Source organism: Kitasatospora sp. NPDC056731 (assembly GCF_040687675.1).
In the GTDB taxonomy this organism is placed as follows: domain Bacteria; phylum Actinomycetota; class Actinomycetes; order Streptomycetales; family Streptomycetaceae; genus Kitasatospora.
In genome coordinates this window covers 119,126-133,183 of sequence record NZ_JBFBNR010000003.1, presented here as the reverse complement: position 1 = coordinate 133,183, position 14,058 = coordinate 119,126, and the positions used below count along the sequence as shown (strand labels likewise).

10 protein-coding genes and 1 tRNA gene are annotated in these 14,058 nt (G+C 71.7%); 3 read left to right on the top strand and 8 right to left on the bottom strand.

The genetic code is table 11. The features are described from left to right. Positions 1-30 precede the first annotated feature (30 nt). The gene (locus AB0R04_RS04715) at positions 31-834 is read left to right on the top strand and encodes a class E sortase (RefSeq protein ID WP_363368203.1); all 804 of its coding nucleotides are present in this window, start codon (positions 31-33) and stop codon (positions 832-834) included. 156 nt (positions 835-990) lie between these two features. Here AB0R04_RS04715 and pknB read toward each other — a convergent pair whose 3' ends face one another. From pknB to AB0R04_RS04685, 6 genes are all read right to left on the bottom strand, one after another. After that, positions 991-3,129: a Stk1 family PASTA domain-containing Ser/Thr kinase gene (gene pknB, locus AB0R04_RS04710; protein WP_363368201.1), complete on the bottom strand. Its 2,139-nt coding sequence runs from the start codon at positions 3,127-3,129 to the stop codon at positions 991-993. A gap of 260 nt (positions 3,130-3,389) precedes the next feature. Continuing rightward, on the bottom strand, positions 3,390-4,847 hold the full coding sequence (locus AB0R04_RS04705) for a penicillin-binding transpeptidase domain-containing protein (protein ID WP_363368199.1): 1,458 nt from the start codon (positions 4,845-4,847) through the stop codon (positions 3,390-3,392). After that, the gene (locus AB0R04_RS04700) at positions 4,844-6,220 is read right to left on the bottom strand and encodes an FtsW/RodA/SpoVE family cell cycle protein (protein ID WP_063351252.1); all 1,377 of its coding nucleotides are present in this window, start codon (positions 6,218-6,220) and stop codon (positions 4,844-4,846) included. The genes AB0R04_RS04705 and AB0R04_RS04700 overlap by 4 nt, the downstream gene beginning before the upstream one ends. Positions 6,221-6,380: 160 nt before the next feature. Next, positions 6,381-8,006, bottom strand: coding sequence for a protein phosphatase 2C domain-containing protein (locus tag AB0R04_RS04695; RefSeq protein ID WP_063348445.1), 1,626 nt, complete (start codon positions 8,004-8,006; stop codon positions 6,381-6,383). A 53-nt stretch (positions 8,007-8,059) separates the two neighbouring features. After that, entirely contained in the window at positions 8,060-8,602 is a 543-nt protein-coding gene (locus AB0R04_RS04690) for an FHA domain-containing protein (protein WP_063348444.1), read from the bottom strand. A 46-nt stretch (positions 8,603-8,648) separates the two neighbouring features. Then, positions 8,649-9,521 carry a DUF3662 and FHA domain-containing protein gene (locus AB0R04_RS04685; RefSeq protein ID WP_363368196.1) on the bottom strand — a complete coding sequence of 291 codons (873 nt, stop codon included), beginning with the start codon at positions 9,519-9,521 and terminating at the stop codon, positions 8,649-8,651. 418 nt (positions 9,522-9,939) lie between these two features. Between AB0R04_RS04685 and AB0R04_RS04680 the strand changes: the two genes are divergently transcribed. After that, positions 9,940-10,023, top strand: a tRNA-Leu gene (locus tag AB0R04_RS04680). A gap of 51 nt (positions 10,024-10,074) precedes the next feature. Here AB0R04_RS04680 and AB0R04_RS04675 read toward each other — a convergent pair. Together AB0R04_RS04675 and AB0R04_RS04670 are read right to left on the bottom strand one after the other, a co-directional pair. Continuing rightward, positions 10,075-11,223, bottom strand: a complete 1,149-nt coding sequence (locus AB0R04_RS04675; protein WP_363368194.1) for a histidine kinase — start codon at positions 11,221-11,223, stop codon at positions 10,075-10,077. Beyond that, positions 11,220-11,870 (bottom strand): response regulator transcription factor, encoded by a 651-nt coding sequence (locus AB0R04_RS04670; RefSeq protein ID WP_244293637.1) that lies wholly within the window; start codon positions 11,868-11,870, stop codon positions 11,220-11,222. The genes AB0R04_RS04675 and AB0R04_RS04670 overlap by 4 nt, the downstream gene beginning before the upstream one ends. A gap of 401 nt (positions 11,871-12,271) precedes the next feature. Between AB0R04_RS04670 and AB0R04_RS04665 the strand changes: the two genes are divergently transcribed. Next, positions 12,272-14,041, top strand: coding sequence for a phosphatidylglycerol lysyltransferase domain-containing protein (locus tag AB0R04_RS04665; RefSeq protein ID WP_363368378.1), 1,770 nt, complete (start codon positions 12,272-12,274; stop codon positions 14,039-14,041). Positions 14,042-14,058 lie beyond the last annotated feature (17 nt).

Below are 14,058 nucleotides of genomic sequence, written 5' to 3'. Positions count from 1 at the left end.
GGCACCCGGCACGAAGGGGGAGCACCGGAGATGACGGACGAGACCGCGCAGTCGGCCGAGCCGCGGGAGGAGGCCTTCCCGCCGCCCGAGGCCGGCCCCGCGCCCGCCCGGCGCGGCCGCAGTCGGGCGCTGGCCGCACTCGGCGTCTTCGGCGAGCTGCTGATCACCCTGGGACTGGTGCTCGGCCTGTTCGTGGCCTACTCGCTGTGGTGGACCAACGTCGAGGCGGACCGCTCGGCGGCCGCGGCCTCCGACCGGCTGCGCGACACCTGGGCCGCGAGCCCGACCGGCACCCCCTCGGCGCCCCCCGGCGGGACGCCCGCCCCCGCCGCGCCGTTCGCGGCCGGGGACGCGGTCGGCTTCCTGCACGTCCCGGCGATGGGCCGGGACTACCAGGTGCTGATCCGGATGGGCACCGACAGCGACACCCTGGCCGAGGGCGTGGCGGGGGTGTACGAGCAGCCCTACCGCGCCGCGATGCCCTGGGACCAGGCCGGCAACTTCGCGCTGGCCGCCCACCGGGACGGCCACGGAGCCAAGTTCCACGACCTGGACGCGGTGCACAAGGGCGCCGCGGTCGTCGTCGAGACCAAGGACAAGTGGTACGTCTACCGGGTCGACAGCACCCTGCCGGAGACGTCCAAGTACGACACCGGCATCGTCGCGCCCGTCCCGGTCGGCTCCGGCTACACCGGCCCCGGCCGGTACATCACGCTGACCACCTGCACGCCGGTGTACACCTCGCGCTACCGGATGGCGGTCTGGGGGAGCCTGGTGCGGGTGGACGACGTGGACGCCAAGCGCACCCCGCCGCCGGAACTGCGCCAGCCCTGAGCCCGTCGGCCGCTGCTGCGGCCCGGCCCTTGCGGCCCGGCACTGAGAACGCCCTGCACCGAGAACGCCCGAGGGCCCGTCGCAACCGCTGCGACGGGCCCTCGGGCGTACGGCCGGACAACTCCCACCAAGCCTCAGATCCAGGGGAACCAGGGCTTAGTTGTTGCTCCCCCCTTTGGTGCTGGAGGGTGAGGGGGAGAGGGGGTCACCCCCTTTGGGCGGATCGGCCGGCTTCGTGATGAGCATCACCTGGGTGTTCGGGTCCACCTGGGTGCCGGCGATCGGGTTGGTGCTCACGACAATGGCGTTCGGGTCCGACGGACCGGACACCACCGTGTAGAGCAGCCCGAGCTTGCTCAGCTGCGAGATGGCCTCCGACAGCTTGACGTTCTGCAGCGGCGGGACCTGGGGCTTGTCCTGCATCTTGAAGATCGTCAGCGTGATCTTCGTGTTGGCCGGGGCCTTGGTGTTGGCCGGGACCGACTGCGCGGCGACGGTGTTCGCCTTGCTCTGGTCGGTGGTCTGCACCGTCTTCGAGGCGTCGACCTGGAAACCCAGGCCCTCCAGCTGGGCCTGCGCCACCTCCTTCTGCGCGCCGACCACGTTCGGCACGGACACCTTCGACTTGCCCTGCGAGACGGTCAGCTTGACCGGCGCGGTCGGGTCGCCGGCGGTGCCCGCCGCCGGGTCCTGGGCGGTGACGTTCTCCTGCGGAGCGGTGTCGTCGTCCTTGTACTCGGTGGTGACGTTGGTGAAGCCGGCGTCGCCGAGCGCCTTGGTCGCCTGGTCCTTGGTCTTGCCGACCACGTTCGGCAGCGGGGCCTTGGCCGGACCAGAGGAGAGCTGCACGGTGATGGTGCTGTTCTCCGCGACCTGGCCGCCGACGGCCGGGTTCTGGGTGCAGACCTGGTCCTTCTTGATGTTGGCGTCCGGGCAGGCGAGCTTGTCGCCCTCGGCCACCACGAGCTTGGGACCAGCCGCGGCCGCGGCCGTCTTGGCGTCCGCCAGGCTCTTGCCGACCAGGTTCGGCACGGCGACCTTCGGGGTCTCCGTGGTGCCGCCGCCGTTGCCGTTGAACATGGCCTGGGCCACGAAGAAGGTGCCGACCAGGACCAGCACGGCGGCGACCGCCAGCACGATCCAGGAGGTGTTGCTCTTCTTCGGCGGCTGCTCGCCGCGCCGGCCGCCGTCCCGGCCGTAGCCGTCGTCGTGGCCGCCGCCCGCCGGGCCGTCGGCGTAGGCCTGGCCGTAGCCGTCGTCCTGGTAGCCGCCCTGCGGGCCGTAGCCGGGCTGCCCGCCGGCCTGCGGCAGCATGGTGGTCGGGCCGCCGCCGGGCTGCTGCGGCAGCACGTTGGTCTGGCCGTACGGGTCGTGCTGCTGCGGGTAGCCGTTCTGGTCGTAGCCGTACCCGGCGCCCATGCCGTACGCGGCGGCCTGCTGGGCGGCGGCCACCGGCAGGCCGTCGAGGAAGCGCTCGATGTCGTCGCGCATCTCGTCGGCGCTCTGGTAGCGGTAGTCGCGCTCCTTGGCGAGCGCCTTCAGCACGATCGCGTCGATCTCGGGGCGGACCTCGGGGTCGAAGACGGACGGCGGCTGCGCCTCCTCCCGGACGTGCTGGTAGGCCACCGCGACCGGGGAGTCGCCGACGAACGGCGGGCGGACGGTCAGCAGTTCGTACAGCAGGCAGCCGGTGGAGTAGAGGTCGGAGCGGGCGTCGACCTGCTCGCCCTTGGCCTGCTCGGGGGAGAGGTACTGGGCGGTGCCGATGACGGCCGAGGTCTGGGTCATGGTCATCCCGGCGTCGCCCATCGCGCGGGCGATGCCGAAGTCCATGACCTTGACGTTGCCCTGCCGGGTCAGCATCACGTTGGCCGGCTTGATGTCACGGTGCACGATGCCGGCGCGGTGCGAGTACTCCAGCGCCTGCAGGATGCCGATGGTCATCTCCAGCGCGCGCTCGGGCAGCAGCCGTCGGCCGGAGTGCAGCAGCTCGCGCAGGGTGGACCCCTCGACGTACTCCATCACGATGTACGGGATGGAGATGTTGTCGATGTAGTCCTCGCCGGTGTCGTACACGGCGACGATCGCGGGGTGGTTCAGGGACGCCGCGGACTGCGCCTCGCGGCGGAAGCGGGCCTGGAACGACGGATCCCGGGCCATGTCGGCCCGGAGCGTCTTCACTGCGACGGAACGGCCGAGCCGGGTGTCATGGGCGAGGTACACCTCGGCCATGCCGCCGCGTCCGAGGACGCCGCCGAGCTCGTACCTGCCGCCTAGGCGACGAGGCTCTTCCATAGTTCCGACCCTCTCCCTCACCTGCCGGCGAGGTTGTGACGTAGGTGTCCCCGCACGCTCAGGGTGACGCCGAGCGGGTCTCGACCGGTTCTCCGGCCGGGCCGTGCGCCGTCTCGCGGGCGGCAACGGGCACACCCGCTGCTGGCGGATACGCTACCGCTCGCACCGCATCGGACCGGAGTCGGCCGTCGGCCGATATCAGACCGGTATCCGGACGGGGGTGTCGATCGTGACTTTCCACTCACGGCCGGGCCTCCTCCTCACTTGCCGAGGACGGCCTGCATCACCGCCTTGGCGATCGGGGCGGCCAGCCGGCCGCCGCTGATGCCGTCGCGGTTGTTGGAGCCGTCCTCGACCACGACCGCGACCGCCACGGACTGGCCGTCGGTGGTCTTGGCCCACGAGGTGAACCAGGCGAACGGCAGCCCGGCGTTGTCCTCGCCGTGCTGCGCGGTACCGGTCTTGCCGCCGACCTGGAGGCCGGGGATCTTGGCGTTCTTGCCGGTGCCGTTGTCCACCACCGAGACCATCAGGTCCTGCATCTTCTGCGCGGTGGCCGGGCTCATCGCCTGGGAGAACTGCTTCTCGGTGTGCTTGGAGATGGTGGTCAGCGAGGCCGAGCGCTCCTGGTCGACCAGGTACGGCTGCATCAGGCTGCCGTTGTTGGCGATCGCGGCGGACACCATGGCCATCTGCAGCGGGGTGGCGCGGGTGTCGTGCTGGCCGATCGAGTCCTGCGCGGTGCCGTCCAGGCTCGCGCTGTTCGGGAAGATGCTCTTCTCGGAACGGACCGGGGTGTCGATGGTGCTGTTGAAGCCGAACTTCTCGGCCTGCGCCCGCATCTTGTCCTTGCCGAGGTCCGCGCCCATCTTGGCGTAGACCGTGTTGCAGGACTGGTCCATCCCCGACTTGACCGTGGCGTTCCCGCACTTCTCGAGCGGCGACTCGTTGTTGAGCACCGTCTGGGTGCCCGGCAGGGTGTACGGGTCCGGCGTCGCGGTCTGGTCGTCGATGTTCTGGTACAGGCCGTTCTCGAACGCGGCGGTCGCGGTGACCAGCTTGAACGTGGAGCCGGGCGGATAGGTCTCCTTCAGCGCCCGGTTGAGCATCGGCTTGTTGGGGTCGGCGTTGAGGTCCGTCCAGGCCTTGGAGTCGCCGCTCTCGCTGCCGGCGATGGTGCCCGGGTCGTAGGACGGGGTGGAGACCAGCGCCAGGATCGCGCCGGTCTTCGGGTCGATCGCGACGGCGGCGCCCTTCTTGTCCCCGAGGCCGTCCCAGGCGGCCTTCTGGGCCTTGGCGTTGATCGTGGTGACGACGTCGCCGCCGCGCTGCTGCTCGCCGGTCAGCATGTCCAGGGTGTTGCGGAAGAACAGCCGGTCGTCGGTGCCGGAGAGGATGCCGTCCTCCAGGTTCTCCAGCTGGCTGGAGCCGAAGACCTGGGAGGAGTAGCCGGTGACCGGGGCGTACATCGGGCCGTCGACCCAGGAGCGCTTGTACTTGTAGCGCAGGCCGTTGACGAAGTCGGACTTCGTGACCGGCTGGCCGCCGACGATGATGTTGCCGCGCGGGTGGGCGTACCGGTCGTACTGCTGGCGCTTGTTGTTCTTGTTGGTGGCCCAGGCGTCGGCCTGGACGCCCTGCACCCAGTTGGTGCGCACCATCAGGGCCAGGATCAGGACGAGGCAGAAGATCGAGACCCGGCGGATCGGCTTGTTCATCGGACGGGTCCTCCCTGGCCCTCGGTGGCCGGGGTCGCTTCGACCCCGGGTCGGCGGGCGCTGTCGCTGATCTTCAGCAGGATCGCGACCAGCGCCCAGTTGGCGACCACGGACGACCCGCCCTGGGCGAGGAACGGCATGGTCATACCGGTGAGCGGGATCAGCCCGGTGACGCCGCCGGCCACGACGAAGACCTGCAGCGCCATCGCCGACGAGAGCCCGACGGCGAACAGCTTGCCGAACGGGTCGCGGGCGGCGAGGGCGGTGCGCAGGCCGCGCTGCACCAGCAGGGCGTACAGCAGGAAGATCGCCATCAGGCCGGTCAGCCCGAGCTCCTCGCCGAACGAGCCCAGGATGAAGTCGCTCTTCGCGGCGAAGTTGATCAGCCAGGAGCGGCCCTGGCCGAGGCCCGAGCCGGTCACCCCGCCGGAGCCGAGCGCCATCAGCGACTGGCCGATCTGCTCGGTGGCGCCCTTCGGCGGGTGTGCTCCGAAGGCGGCCATCGGGTCGAGCCAGGCGTCGATGCGGACCTTGACGTGGCTGGTGGTCATGGCGACCGCGACCGCGCCGCCGATCGACATCAGCAGGCCGAACAGGATCCAGCTGGTCCGCTCGGTGGCGACGTAGAGCATCACCACGAACAGGCCGAAGAACAGGAAGGACGTGCCGAGGTCGTTCTCGAAGACCAGGATCAGCAGGCTGAGCAGCCAGATCACGACGATCGGGCCGAGGTCGCGCCCGCGCGGCAGGTACAGGCCCATGAAGCGGCGGCTGGCCAGGGCGAGGGCGTCGCGCTTGACCATCAGGTAGCCGGCGAAGAACACCGTCAGGATGATCTTGGCGAACTCGCCGGGCTGGATGGAGAAGCCGCCCATCCGGATCCAGATCTTGGCGCCGAAGTCCTCCGCCCGGGCCGGGAAGAAGGCCGGCGCGGCGAGCAGGACCAGCGCCGCCACCATCGAGATGTAGGTGTAGCGCTGGAGCACCCGGTGGTCCTTCAGGAACACCATCACGCCGATGAACAGCCCGATCCCGAGGGCCGACCACATCAGCTGGTTGCGGGCCGCCGGGAAGTTGGCGCTCAGCAGCTTGCCGGCCTTGTCGAGCCGCCAGATCATCACCACGCCGAGACCGTTCAGCAGGGTGGCGATCGGCAGCATCAGCGGGTCCGCGTACGGCGCGAAGCGGCGCACCAGCAGGTGCGCGACCAGCGCCAGCGCGCCCATGCCGAGCCCGTAGCCGACCATGCCGCTCGGCAGCGCGGAGTCCATCGCGAGGCCCACGTTGGCGTACGCGAGGATCGGCAGCACGACGGCGAAGGCCAGCAGGGCCAGCTCGGTGTTGCGCCGGTTCGGCGCGCCCTGGAGGGAGATGGTGGTGTTGGCCCGGCGCCGGGAGGCGGCGCGGTCGGTGGCCGTCCGGCGCCTGCCGGCCCGGCCGGTGTCGTCGCTCAGGTCGTAGGTGCTCACGTGGTGACCGCTCCCTGACGGCCGGCTGCCCCGCTCGGGGCGGGCCTATGTCGGATCACGGAGGTCACTGCTTCGGGCAGGAGTCGGCCCGGCTGCGCTCCTCCTCGGTCAGCCCGGAGAGGTCGCCCGACGGGCCGGTGTTCGGCGCGGCGGCGTTCGGCGCCGGTGCGGTCGGGCTCGGGGCGGTCGGGGTCGGGGTGGCCGGGGTCGGAGTGGTGGGGGCCACCGGGGGGCGGGTCTTCTCGCCCGGGGTGGGCGTGACGGCCAGGAACGCGGCGTGGGTGGCCTGCGCCGCCTGGGTGCCCTGGGCGCCCGGGTTGGTCCGGGCGTCGGCGACCTTCTTGCAGAGTTTGACCCAGCCGTCGAGCTCCTGGACGGTCGCGGTGGCGGCGCCCAGGCTGTCGGCCGAGATGGTCTTGTTCAGGTGCTCGGCCTGGTCCTGCGGCAGGTACTTGAGCTCGACGTCCTTGTACGCGGTGTGCACCGAGGACAGGCTCAGGCCGGCCAGGTTCTGGTTGATGCCCTGGTAGACCGCGACGTGGTCGCCCTGCTTGGCGACGTAGTACTGGTCCTGGGTCCACTGGTAGCCGAAGAACCCGGCGCCGCCGAGCAGGCCGAGGGTGACCAGGACGGCCACCGAGACGGTGAGGCCCTTGCGCTTGCGCTTCGCGGGCGGCTCCTCGTCGAACTCCTCGGCGCCGTACACCGAGGGCTCGCCGGAGCCGTAGCCGTACTCGCCCTCGTAGCCCTCCGCGGGGCCGAAGCCGCCCTGGGCGGCGCCGTAGCCGGCGTCGTAGCCCTCGGCGGGGCCGAAGGCGCCCTGCGGGGTGCGGCCGAGGCCGGCGGCGCGGCCGGCCGGGGTGTCGGCGATCGAGCGGTCCGCGGCGGCCGAGGACGGCGGGGTGTCGGCGACCGCGCCGACCACCACCGGGACGTCGTTGTACTGGCCGCTCGTGGTGTCCGTGGCACCGACGTCGATGACGTCCGCCACGATGCAGGTGATGTTGTCCGGACCGCCGCCGCGCAGCGCGAGCTGGATCAGTTCCTGCACGGTCTGCTCGGGTGAGTAGTAGCTGCCGAGGGTGTCCTGGAGGGTCTGGTGGCTGACCGGGCCGGAGAGGCCGTCGGAGCAGATCAGGTAGCGGTCGCCGGCGCGGACCTCGCGGATCGACAGGTCGGGCTCGACCTGGCCGCGGCCGTCGAGCGCCCGCATCAGCAGCGAGCGCTGCGGGTGGGTCTCGGCCTCCTCCGGCGTGATCCGGCCCTCGTCGACCAGGCGCTGCACCCAGGTGTGGTCCTGGGTGATCTGCACCAGCGAGCCGTCGCGCAGCAGGTAGGCGCGGGAGTCGCCGACGTGCACCATGCCCATCCGCTGGCCGGTCCAGAGCATCGCGGTCAGCGTGCAGCCCATGCCCTCCAGCTGCGGGTCCTCCTCGACCATCTGCCGGAGCCGGTCGTTGGCGCCCTGGACGGCGTCGCCCAGCAGGGTCAGCAGGTCGGCGCCCGGCACGTCCTCGTCCAGTCGGACGATCGAGCCGAGCACCTCGGAGGACGCGACCTCGCCGGCCGCGGCGCCGCCCATGCCGTCGGCCACGGCCAGCAGCCGCGGCCCGGCGTAGCCGGAGTCCTCGTTCCCCTCCCGGATCAGTCCCTTGTGGGAGCCGGCGGCGAAGCGCAGCACCAGGGTCATGCGACCTGTGCCCCCCTCTGGGTCATGGACGGGATGCTGTCCCTCATGCGCTACTACTTCCGCAGTTCGATGACGGTCCTGCCGATACGGATCGGCATGCCCGGCTGGAGCGGAGTGGGCGCGGTCAGGCGCTGCCGGTCCAGATAGGTGCCGTTGGTGGAGCCTAGATCCTCGACCGTCCACTGCCCAGTCTGATCCGGATAGATCCTGGCATGCCGGGAGGACGCGTAGTCGTCGTCCAGCACGATGGTGGAGTCGTGCGCGCGGCCCAGGGTGATGGTCTGGCCCTGGAGCGCGACGGTGGTCCCGGCCAGCGAGCCCTGCACCACCACGAGCTGGGTCGGGGCGCCGCGGCGGCGGCCGCCGCCCTGGGTCTGGCCCGCCGCGGGGCCGGCGGCCGGGGCCTGCGCGGTGCGCCCGGCGGCCGGAGCGGCGGCGGCGCCGCCCGGAGCGGCGTTGGCGCCGCGACGGGAGGAGCGGGGGTTCACCTTGGTCCCGAACAGGTCGCTGCGGATCACCTGGATCGCGACGATGACGAACAGCCACAGCACGGCCAGGAAGCCCAGCCGCATGACCGTGAGGGTCAGTTCTGACATGGCCGGCCCGCCTGTCGGTGAGCGAGGCGCGCGAACAACTCGGACACTACCCTTCGACCTGTCGGTAGACGATGGTGGTGGAGCCCACGACGATGCGGGAGCCGTCGCGGAGCGTAGCGCGCTGGGTGTGCTGTCCGTCCACCACGATGCCGTTGGTGGATCCCAGGTCGAGGACCATCGAAGGGGTGCCGGGGCGGATCTCGGCGTGCTTGCGGGAGACCCCGGGGTCGTCGATCCGCACGTCCGCCTCGGTCGAGCGGCCGAGCACGCAGGCCGCGCCGGTGATCTGGTGGCGGGCGCCGTTCACCTCGATCCAGCGGCGGAGCGAGGCGCCGTGGCCGGCGCCGGGGAAGGCGCGGACGTTGCCGCCGGACGTCGCGGGCGGGCCCTGGGGCATCGCCGGGGGCGCGGCCGGCGGCGGGGGCGCGCCGTACTGGCCGGCGCCGGTCTGCTGCCATGGTGCGCCGGGGGCCGGGGCGGCCGGCTGGCGGTCGTATCCGGGCTGCTGCTGTTGTTGCTGCTGCGGGGCGTACTGCTGGGGCTCCTCGGCCGCCAGGGTGCGGCTGCGCACCCGGTACAGGCCGGTGTCCAGATCGTCGGCCTTCTCCAGGTTCACCTGGAGCGGGCCCATGAAGCTGTACCGCTGGGCCTCCGCGTACTCGCGGACCATGCCGGCCAGCTCGGCGCCCAGCTGCCCGGAGTAGGGGCTGAGCCGCTCGTGGTCGTGCGGGCTCAGCTCGACGATGAAGTCGTTCGGCACGACGGTGCGGTCGCGGTTCCAGATGCTCGCGTTGTTGTCGCACTCGCGCTGCAGCGCACCGGCGATCTCCACGGGCTGGACCTCGGACTTGAACACCTTGGCGAAGGTGCCGTTGACGAGACCCTCAAGTCGCTGTTCGAACTTCTTCAGCACTCCCATGGGACACCCCCTTCCAGGGTTCGTTCGCCTGCCTGCCGACCGGATCCCGCCGGGAGTCGGTCGTGCCTACTTGCGGTACTTCCGTACTGATCGTATCCACGCCGGGCCCTTCCGTACGGTTCCCGGACAGCGTGGTGCCCGGGGGTGGGCTCGGACACACAGGGTGACGCATACCGGGTACGGCACGCCAGGTGTGCCCGCCCGGGTGGGCTCCCGTCACTCGCTCGCCCGTTCGTCGTGCATCCGTTCGGATGCGCTTCGTCCCGCCGAAGAACGGATTCGGAGCGGCCCCCCGGGTCGTGCTACTGTTTTCCACGTCGGAAGGGCCGCCCACCAGGGAGGCCGGTCCAAAGAAGCGCGAAGACCACATGGTACCGAGCGGTTCGGAAGATCGGTCGGCAACGAAGACGACACCCATGCGCGGGTGGCGGAATAGGCAGACGCGCTGGATTCAGGTTCCAGTGCCCGAAAGGGCGTGGGGGTTCAACTCCCCCCTCGCGCACAGCGAAGCCCCGCAGATCTACGGATCTGCGGGGCTTTCTCGTTGTCCCGGTCAGGAACGGGTGGCGGGCAGCTCGGCGCGGACCTCGAAGCCGCCGTCCTGGGTGGGGCCGGCGCTGAGCGAGCCGCCCAGCAGCTGCGCGCGCTCGCGCAGGCCGACCAGGCCGTGGCCGCCGCCCGGCAGGATCTCGTCCGGGTGGACCGGGGGCGCGTCGTTGCGCACCTCGACCCGCAGCCGGCGCCCCTTCGCCCGGACCTTCACGTGCACCGCCGCCTCCGGGGCGTACTTGGTGATGTTGGTGAGCGCCTCCTGGACGGTGCGGTAGGCGGCCCGCTCGACCGCCTCCGGCCACGGGCGGTCACCGGGGTTCAGTTCGGTGTCGGCGGCCAGCCCGCTCTCCGCGATCAGCCGGGGCAGGTCGGCCAGCCGGGGCTGCGGGGCGAGCGGGGCGTCCGGGCGCGGGCCGGCGGTGCTGCGCAGCACCCCGACCATCTGGCGCAGCTCGTCGAGGGTGCGGACGGCCAGTTCGCGGATGGTGCGGGCGGTGGTCGCGGCGGCCGGGTCGGCGGTGCTCACCTGGAGCGCACCGGCCTGGATGCTGATCAGGCTGACCTGGTGCGAGACCACGTCGTGCATCTCCCGGGCGAGTCGGCCGCGCTCGCTGATCAGCACCCGTTCGGCGAGCAGCCGGCTCTCCCGCTCCTGGCCGCGGGTCAGCTCGTCGAGCCGGGCGGCCAGCTCCCGCCGGGTGCGGGCGAGCAGCCCGGTGGCGGCCGGGCCGGCGGCCAGCATCACCGACTGGATGGCGTAGAGCGCGGTGTCCCGGCTGAGTTCGAGGGTCTGCTCGGACAGCGGCCAGTGGAAGAACTCGACCAGCGTGAACAGGGTCGCGCAGGGGATGACGATCCGCGGGCGGGGGCGTTCGGAGGCCACCGTGTAGACGGCGGTGATCGGGGCCAGCCAGATGTCGTCGACGTAGCTGCCGGGCATGGTGAGCAGCAGCGCCGCCACCGGGAAGCGGCGGCGCCAGAGCAGGGCGACGGCGGCCAGCGTGGAGAGCGCGATCTGCCACCACGGGGAGTTCCGGGCCACCAGGGCGGCGTCCAGGAGGGAGTAGAGGGCGGGCAGCAGCAGCATCAGCCAGGGGGCGGTGCACCAGGCCGGGAGCCGTCTGGACGGCAGCTGTTCGGTGGCCGTCATGCCCCGTCGCCGGGTTTCGGCCGGACCAGCCCGGCCCGGTGGGCGAGCACCGCCGCCTGGACCCGGTTGGCCGCGCCGAGCTTGCCGAGGATCGCGCTGATGTGGTCCTTGACGGTGCCGGTGCCGAGGAAGAGCCGGTCGGCGATCTCGGCGTTGGACAGTCCCTCGCCGAGCAGGGCCAGCACGTCGAGCTCCCGGCCGGTGAGGGTGCGGGCGAGCGAGGTGGCCTCGGCGTCCGGGCCGCCGCCGTCCACGTAGCCGCCGATCACGGTGCGGGTGACGGTCGGGGACAGGATGTTGCCGCCGGCCGCGAGCACCCGGACGGCGTGGACCAGCTGCTCGGGGGCGGTGTCCTTGAGCAGGAAGCCGGAGGCGCCGGCCCGCAGCGCGGTGCCGATGTACTCGTCGCTGTCGAAGGTGGTGAGCATCGCCACGGCGGGCGGGTCCGGCAGGGCGCGCAGCCGGCGCAGCACCGAGATGCCGTCGAGGTCCGGCATCCGGATGTCGAGGAGCACCACGTGCGGGCGCAGGCGCTGGACGTGCTCCTCGGCCTGGCCGCCGGAGCAGTCGCCGACGACCTCCAGGTCGGGGGCGGAGCCGACGATGAGGCCCAGGCCGGAGCGGACCAGGATCTCGTCGTCCACGATCAGCACGCGGGTGTCGGTGATGGTGCCTCCTCGGTTCTGGCGGCCGGGGTCGGGCGGTCCGCGCGGGTCGTTTCGAGGGTAGGGGTAGCCGGGGTGGGGCGCCGAACGGATGGCGGTCCTTACCCCCGCCACATGGCGGGGGTGGGAATCCGCTACCCGGTTCACGCAATTCTCAGGCCGGGTGGGGAACCATGGAGTTGGCTGCCCTTTGTCGGCCTGCTCCATTCAGTGGGCGCCCGGTCGAGGTGAGGGCCGCCGGTCAGTCCGTCGGGCCCCTGCGGGCACCCGTCGCCGGGCCGTGTGCGGATGCGCCCCACCATCTGATCGTTTGGAATTGAGCTGTGTCGTCCACTGTGAAGTCGGAGCCTTCCGCCACGTCCACCGGGCCCCGGCCCGTCGGCGTGCTCGACCGCTGGCGCCCGCGGGCCGCCGCCGTCTCCGTGTGGTACCTCCGGCTGCTGGCGCTGCTGAACGTGGCGACGGTGCTGCTGGTGCCGTGGGGGAACCAGGTCAACGAGCACAACGAGGGTGAGTACTTCACCCCGTACCTGATGACCTCGGGTCTGGCCAGCGCGGTGCTGGCGGTCTTCCTGGCCATCGCGATGCGGCGGCGCAAGCGGGCCGCCTGGATCTTCAACGCGGCCCTGGCCAGCATGTTCGCGGTGCTGTACCTGCTGGCCATGGTGATGCCCGGCGAGCGGTTCAAGGCCCACCCGCTCAACTACATCTCCACCGTGCTGACCTGCCTGTTCGTCCTGGCGCTGGTCATCGGGCGGAAGGACTTCACGTCCAAGGGCGACCGCTCCAACCCGAAGACGGCGGCGGCCACCTTCGTCGGCGGGCTGCTGTTCGGCGGGGTCGTCGGCGCGCTGCTGGTCTGGGCGACCAACGGGCTCGGCGGCGCGGGCTTCTGGGACCTCTTCCGCTACTCCGTCGGCCGGATGATCACGATCAACCCCTCGGAGCACCTGCGCTCGGTGATCTCCTCGCCGACCTGGGTCAACGCGGCGATCAACGCGATGGGCGCGGTGCTCTTCCTGCTGGTGCTCTACGTGGCCTTCCGCAGCCCGCGCGGCAAGGAGCTGCTGAACCCCGAGGACGAGGCGAAGCTGCGCTCGCTGCTGGACAAGCAGGGCGAGCGGGACTCGCTCGGCTACTTCGCGCTGCGCCGGGACAAGGCGGTGATCTTCTCCCCCAGCGGCAAGGCGGCGGTGACCTACCGGGTGATCGGCGGGGTCTCGCTGGCCTCGGGCGACCCGATCGGCGACCCGGAGGCCTGGCCGGGCGCGATCGACACCTGGCTGGCCGAGGCCCGCGAGCACGCCTGGGCGCCGGCCGTGATGGGCGCCTCCGAGGAGGCCGGGGTGATCTACGCCCGGCACGGGCTGGACGCGCTGGAGCTGGGCGACGAGGCGATCGTCGAGCTGGACGAGTTCTCGCTGGACGGCCGGGCGATGCGGGTGGTCCGCCAGGCGTACAACCGGGTCAAGCGGGCCGGGTACACGACGCGGATCCGCCGGCACGAGGACATCCCCGAGTGCGAGATGGCCGAACTGGTGGCCAAGGCCGACCAGTGGCGCGACGGGGCGACCGAGCGCGGCTTCTCGATGGCGCTCGGACGGCTCGGCGACCCGGGCGACGGCCGCTGCGTGATGCTGGAGTGCCACGACGGCGACGGCGAGCTCAAGGCGCTGCTGAGCTTCGTCCCGTGGGGCCCGGACGGGCTCTCGCTGGACCTGATGCGCCGGGCCCGGGACACCGAGAACGGCCTGATGGAGTTCATGGTCATCGAGTTGCTGCAGCGTGCCGAGGAGGTCGGGCTGAAGCGGGTGTCGCTGAACTTCGCGATGTTCCGTTCGGTCTTCGAGCGCGGTTCGCGGCTCGGCGCCGGCCCGGTGCTGCGGTTGTGGCGTTCCGTCCTGGGCTTCTTCTCGCGCTGGTGGCAGATCGAGTCGCTGTACCGCGCGAACGCCAAGTACCGGCCGATCTGGGAGCCCCGCTACCTGCTGTTCGAGAAGAGCAGCGAGATCCCGCGGATCGGCATCGCCAGCGCGCGGGCCGAGGGCTTCATCGTCGCGCCGAGCCTGCCCGCCCTGTTCCGCCGCCGGCACTCCGGGGCCGCCGTGGTGGCGCCCCGGCTCCCGGTCGCGGCGCGGGACGGGAAGGGGTAGCCCTCCGCCGGGGGGCG

Excerpts from the sequence above, each read along its gene's own strand:
- pknB (WP_363368201.1), bottom strand. The coding sequence starts at position 3,129 with ATGGAAGAGCCTCGTCGCCTAGGCGGCAGGTACGAGCTCGGCGGCGTC.
- AB0R04_RS04695 (WP_063348445.1), bottom strand. The coding sequence starts at position 8,006 with ATGACCCTGGTGCTGCGCTTCGCCGCCGGCTCCCACAAGGGACTGATC.
- AB0R04_RS04690 (WP_063348444.1), bottom strand. The coding sequence starts at position 8,602 with ATGTCAGAACTGACCCTCACGGTCATGCGGCTGGGCTTCCTGGCCGTG.
- AB0R04_RS04675 (WP_363368194.1), bottom strand. The coding sequence starts at position 11,223 with ATGACGGCCACCGAACAGCTGCCGTCCAGACGGCTCCCGGCCTGGTGC.
- AB0R04_RS04705 (WP_363368199.1), bottom strand. The coding sequence starts at position 4,847 with ATGAACAAGCCGATCCGCCGGGTCTCGATCTTCTGCCTCGTCCTGATC.
- AB0R04_RS04685 (WP_363368196.1), bottom strand. The coding sequence starts at position 9,521 with ATGGGAGTGCTGAAGAAGTTCGAACAGCGACTTGAGGGTCTCGTCAAC.
- AB0R04_RS04715 (WP_363368203.1), top strand. The coding sequence starts at position 31 with ATGACGGACGAGACCGCGCAGTCGGCCGAGCCGCGGGAGGAGGCCTTC.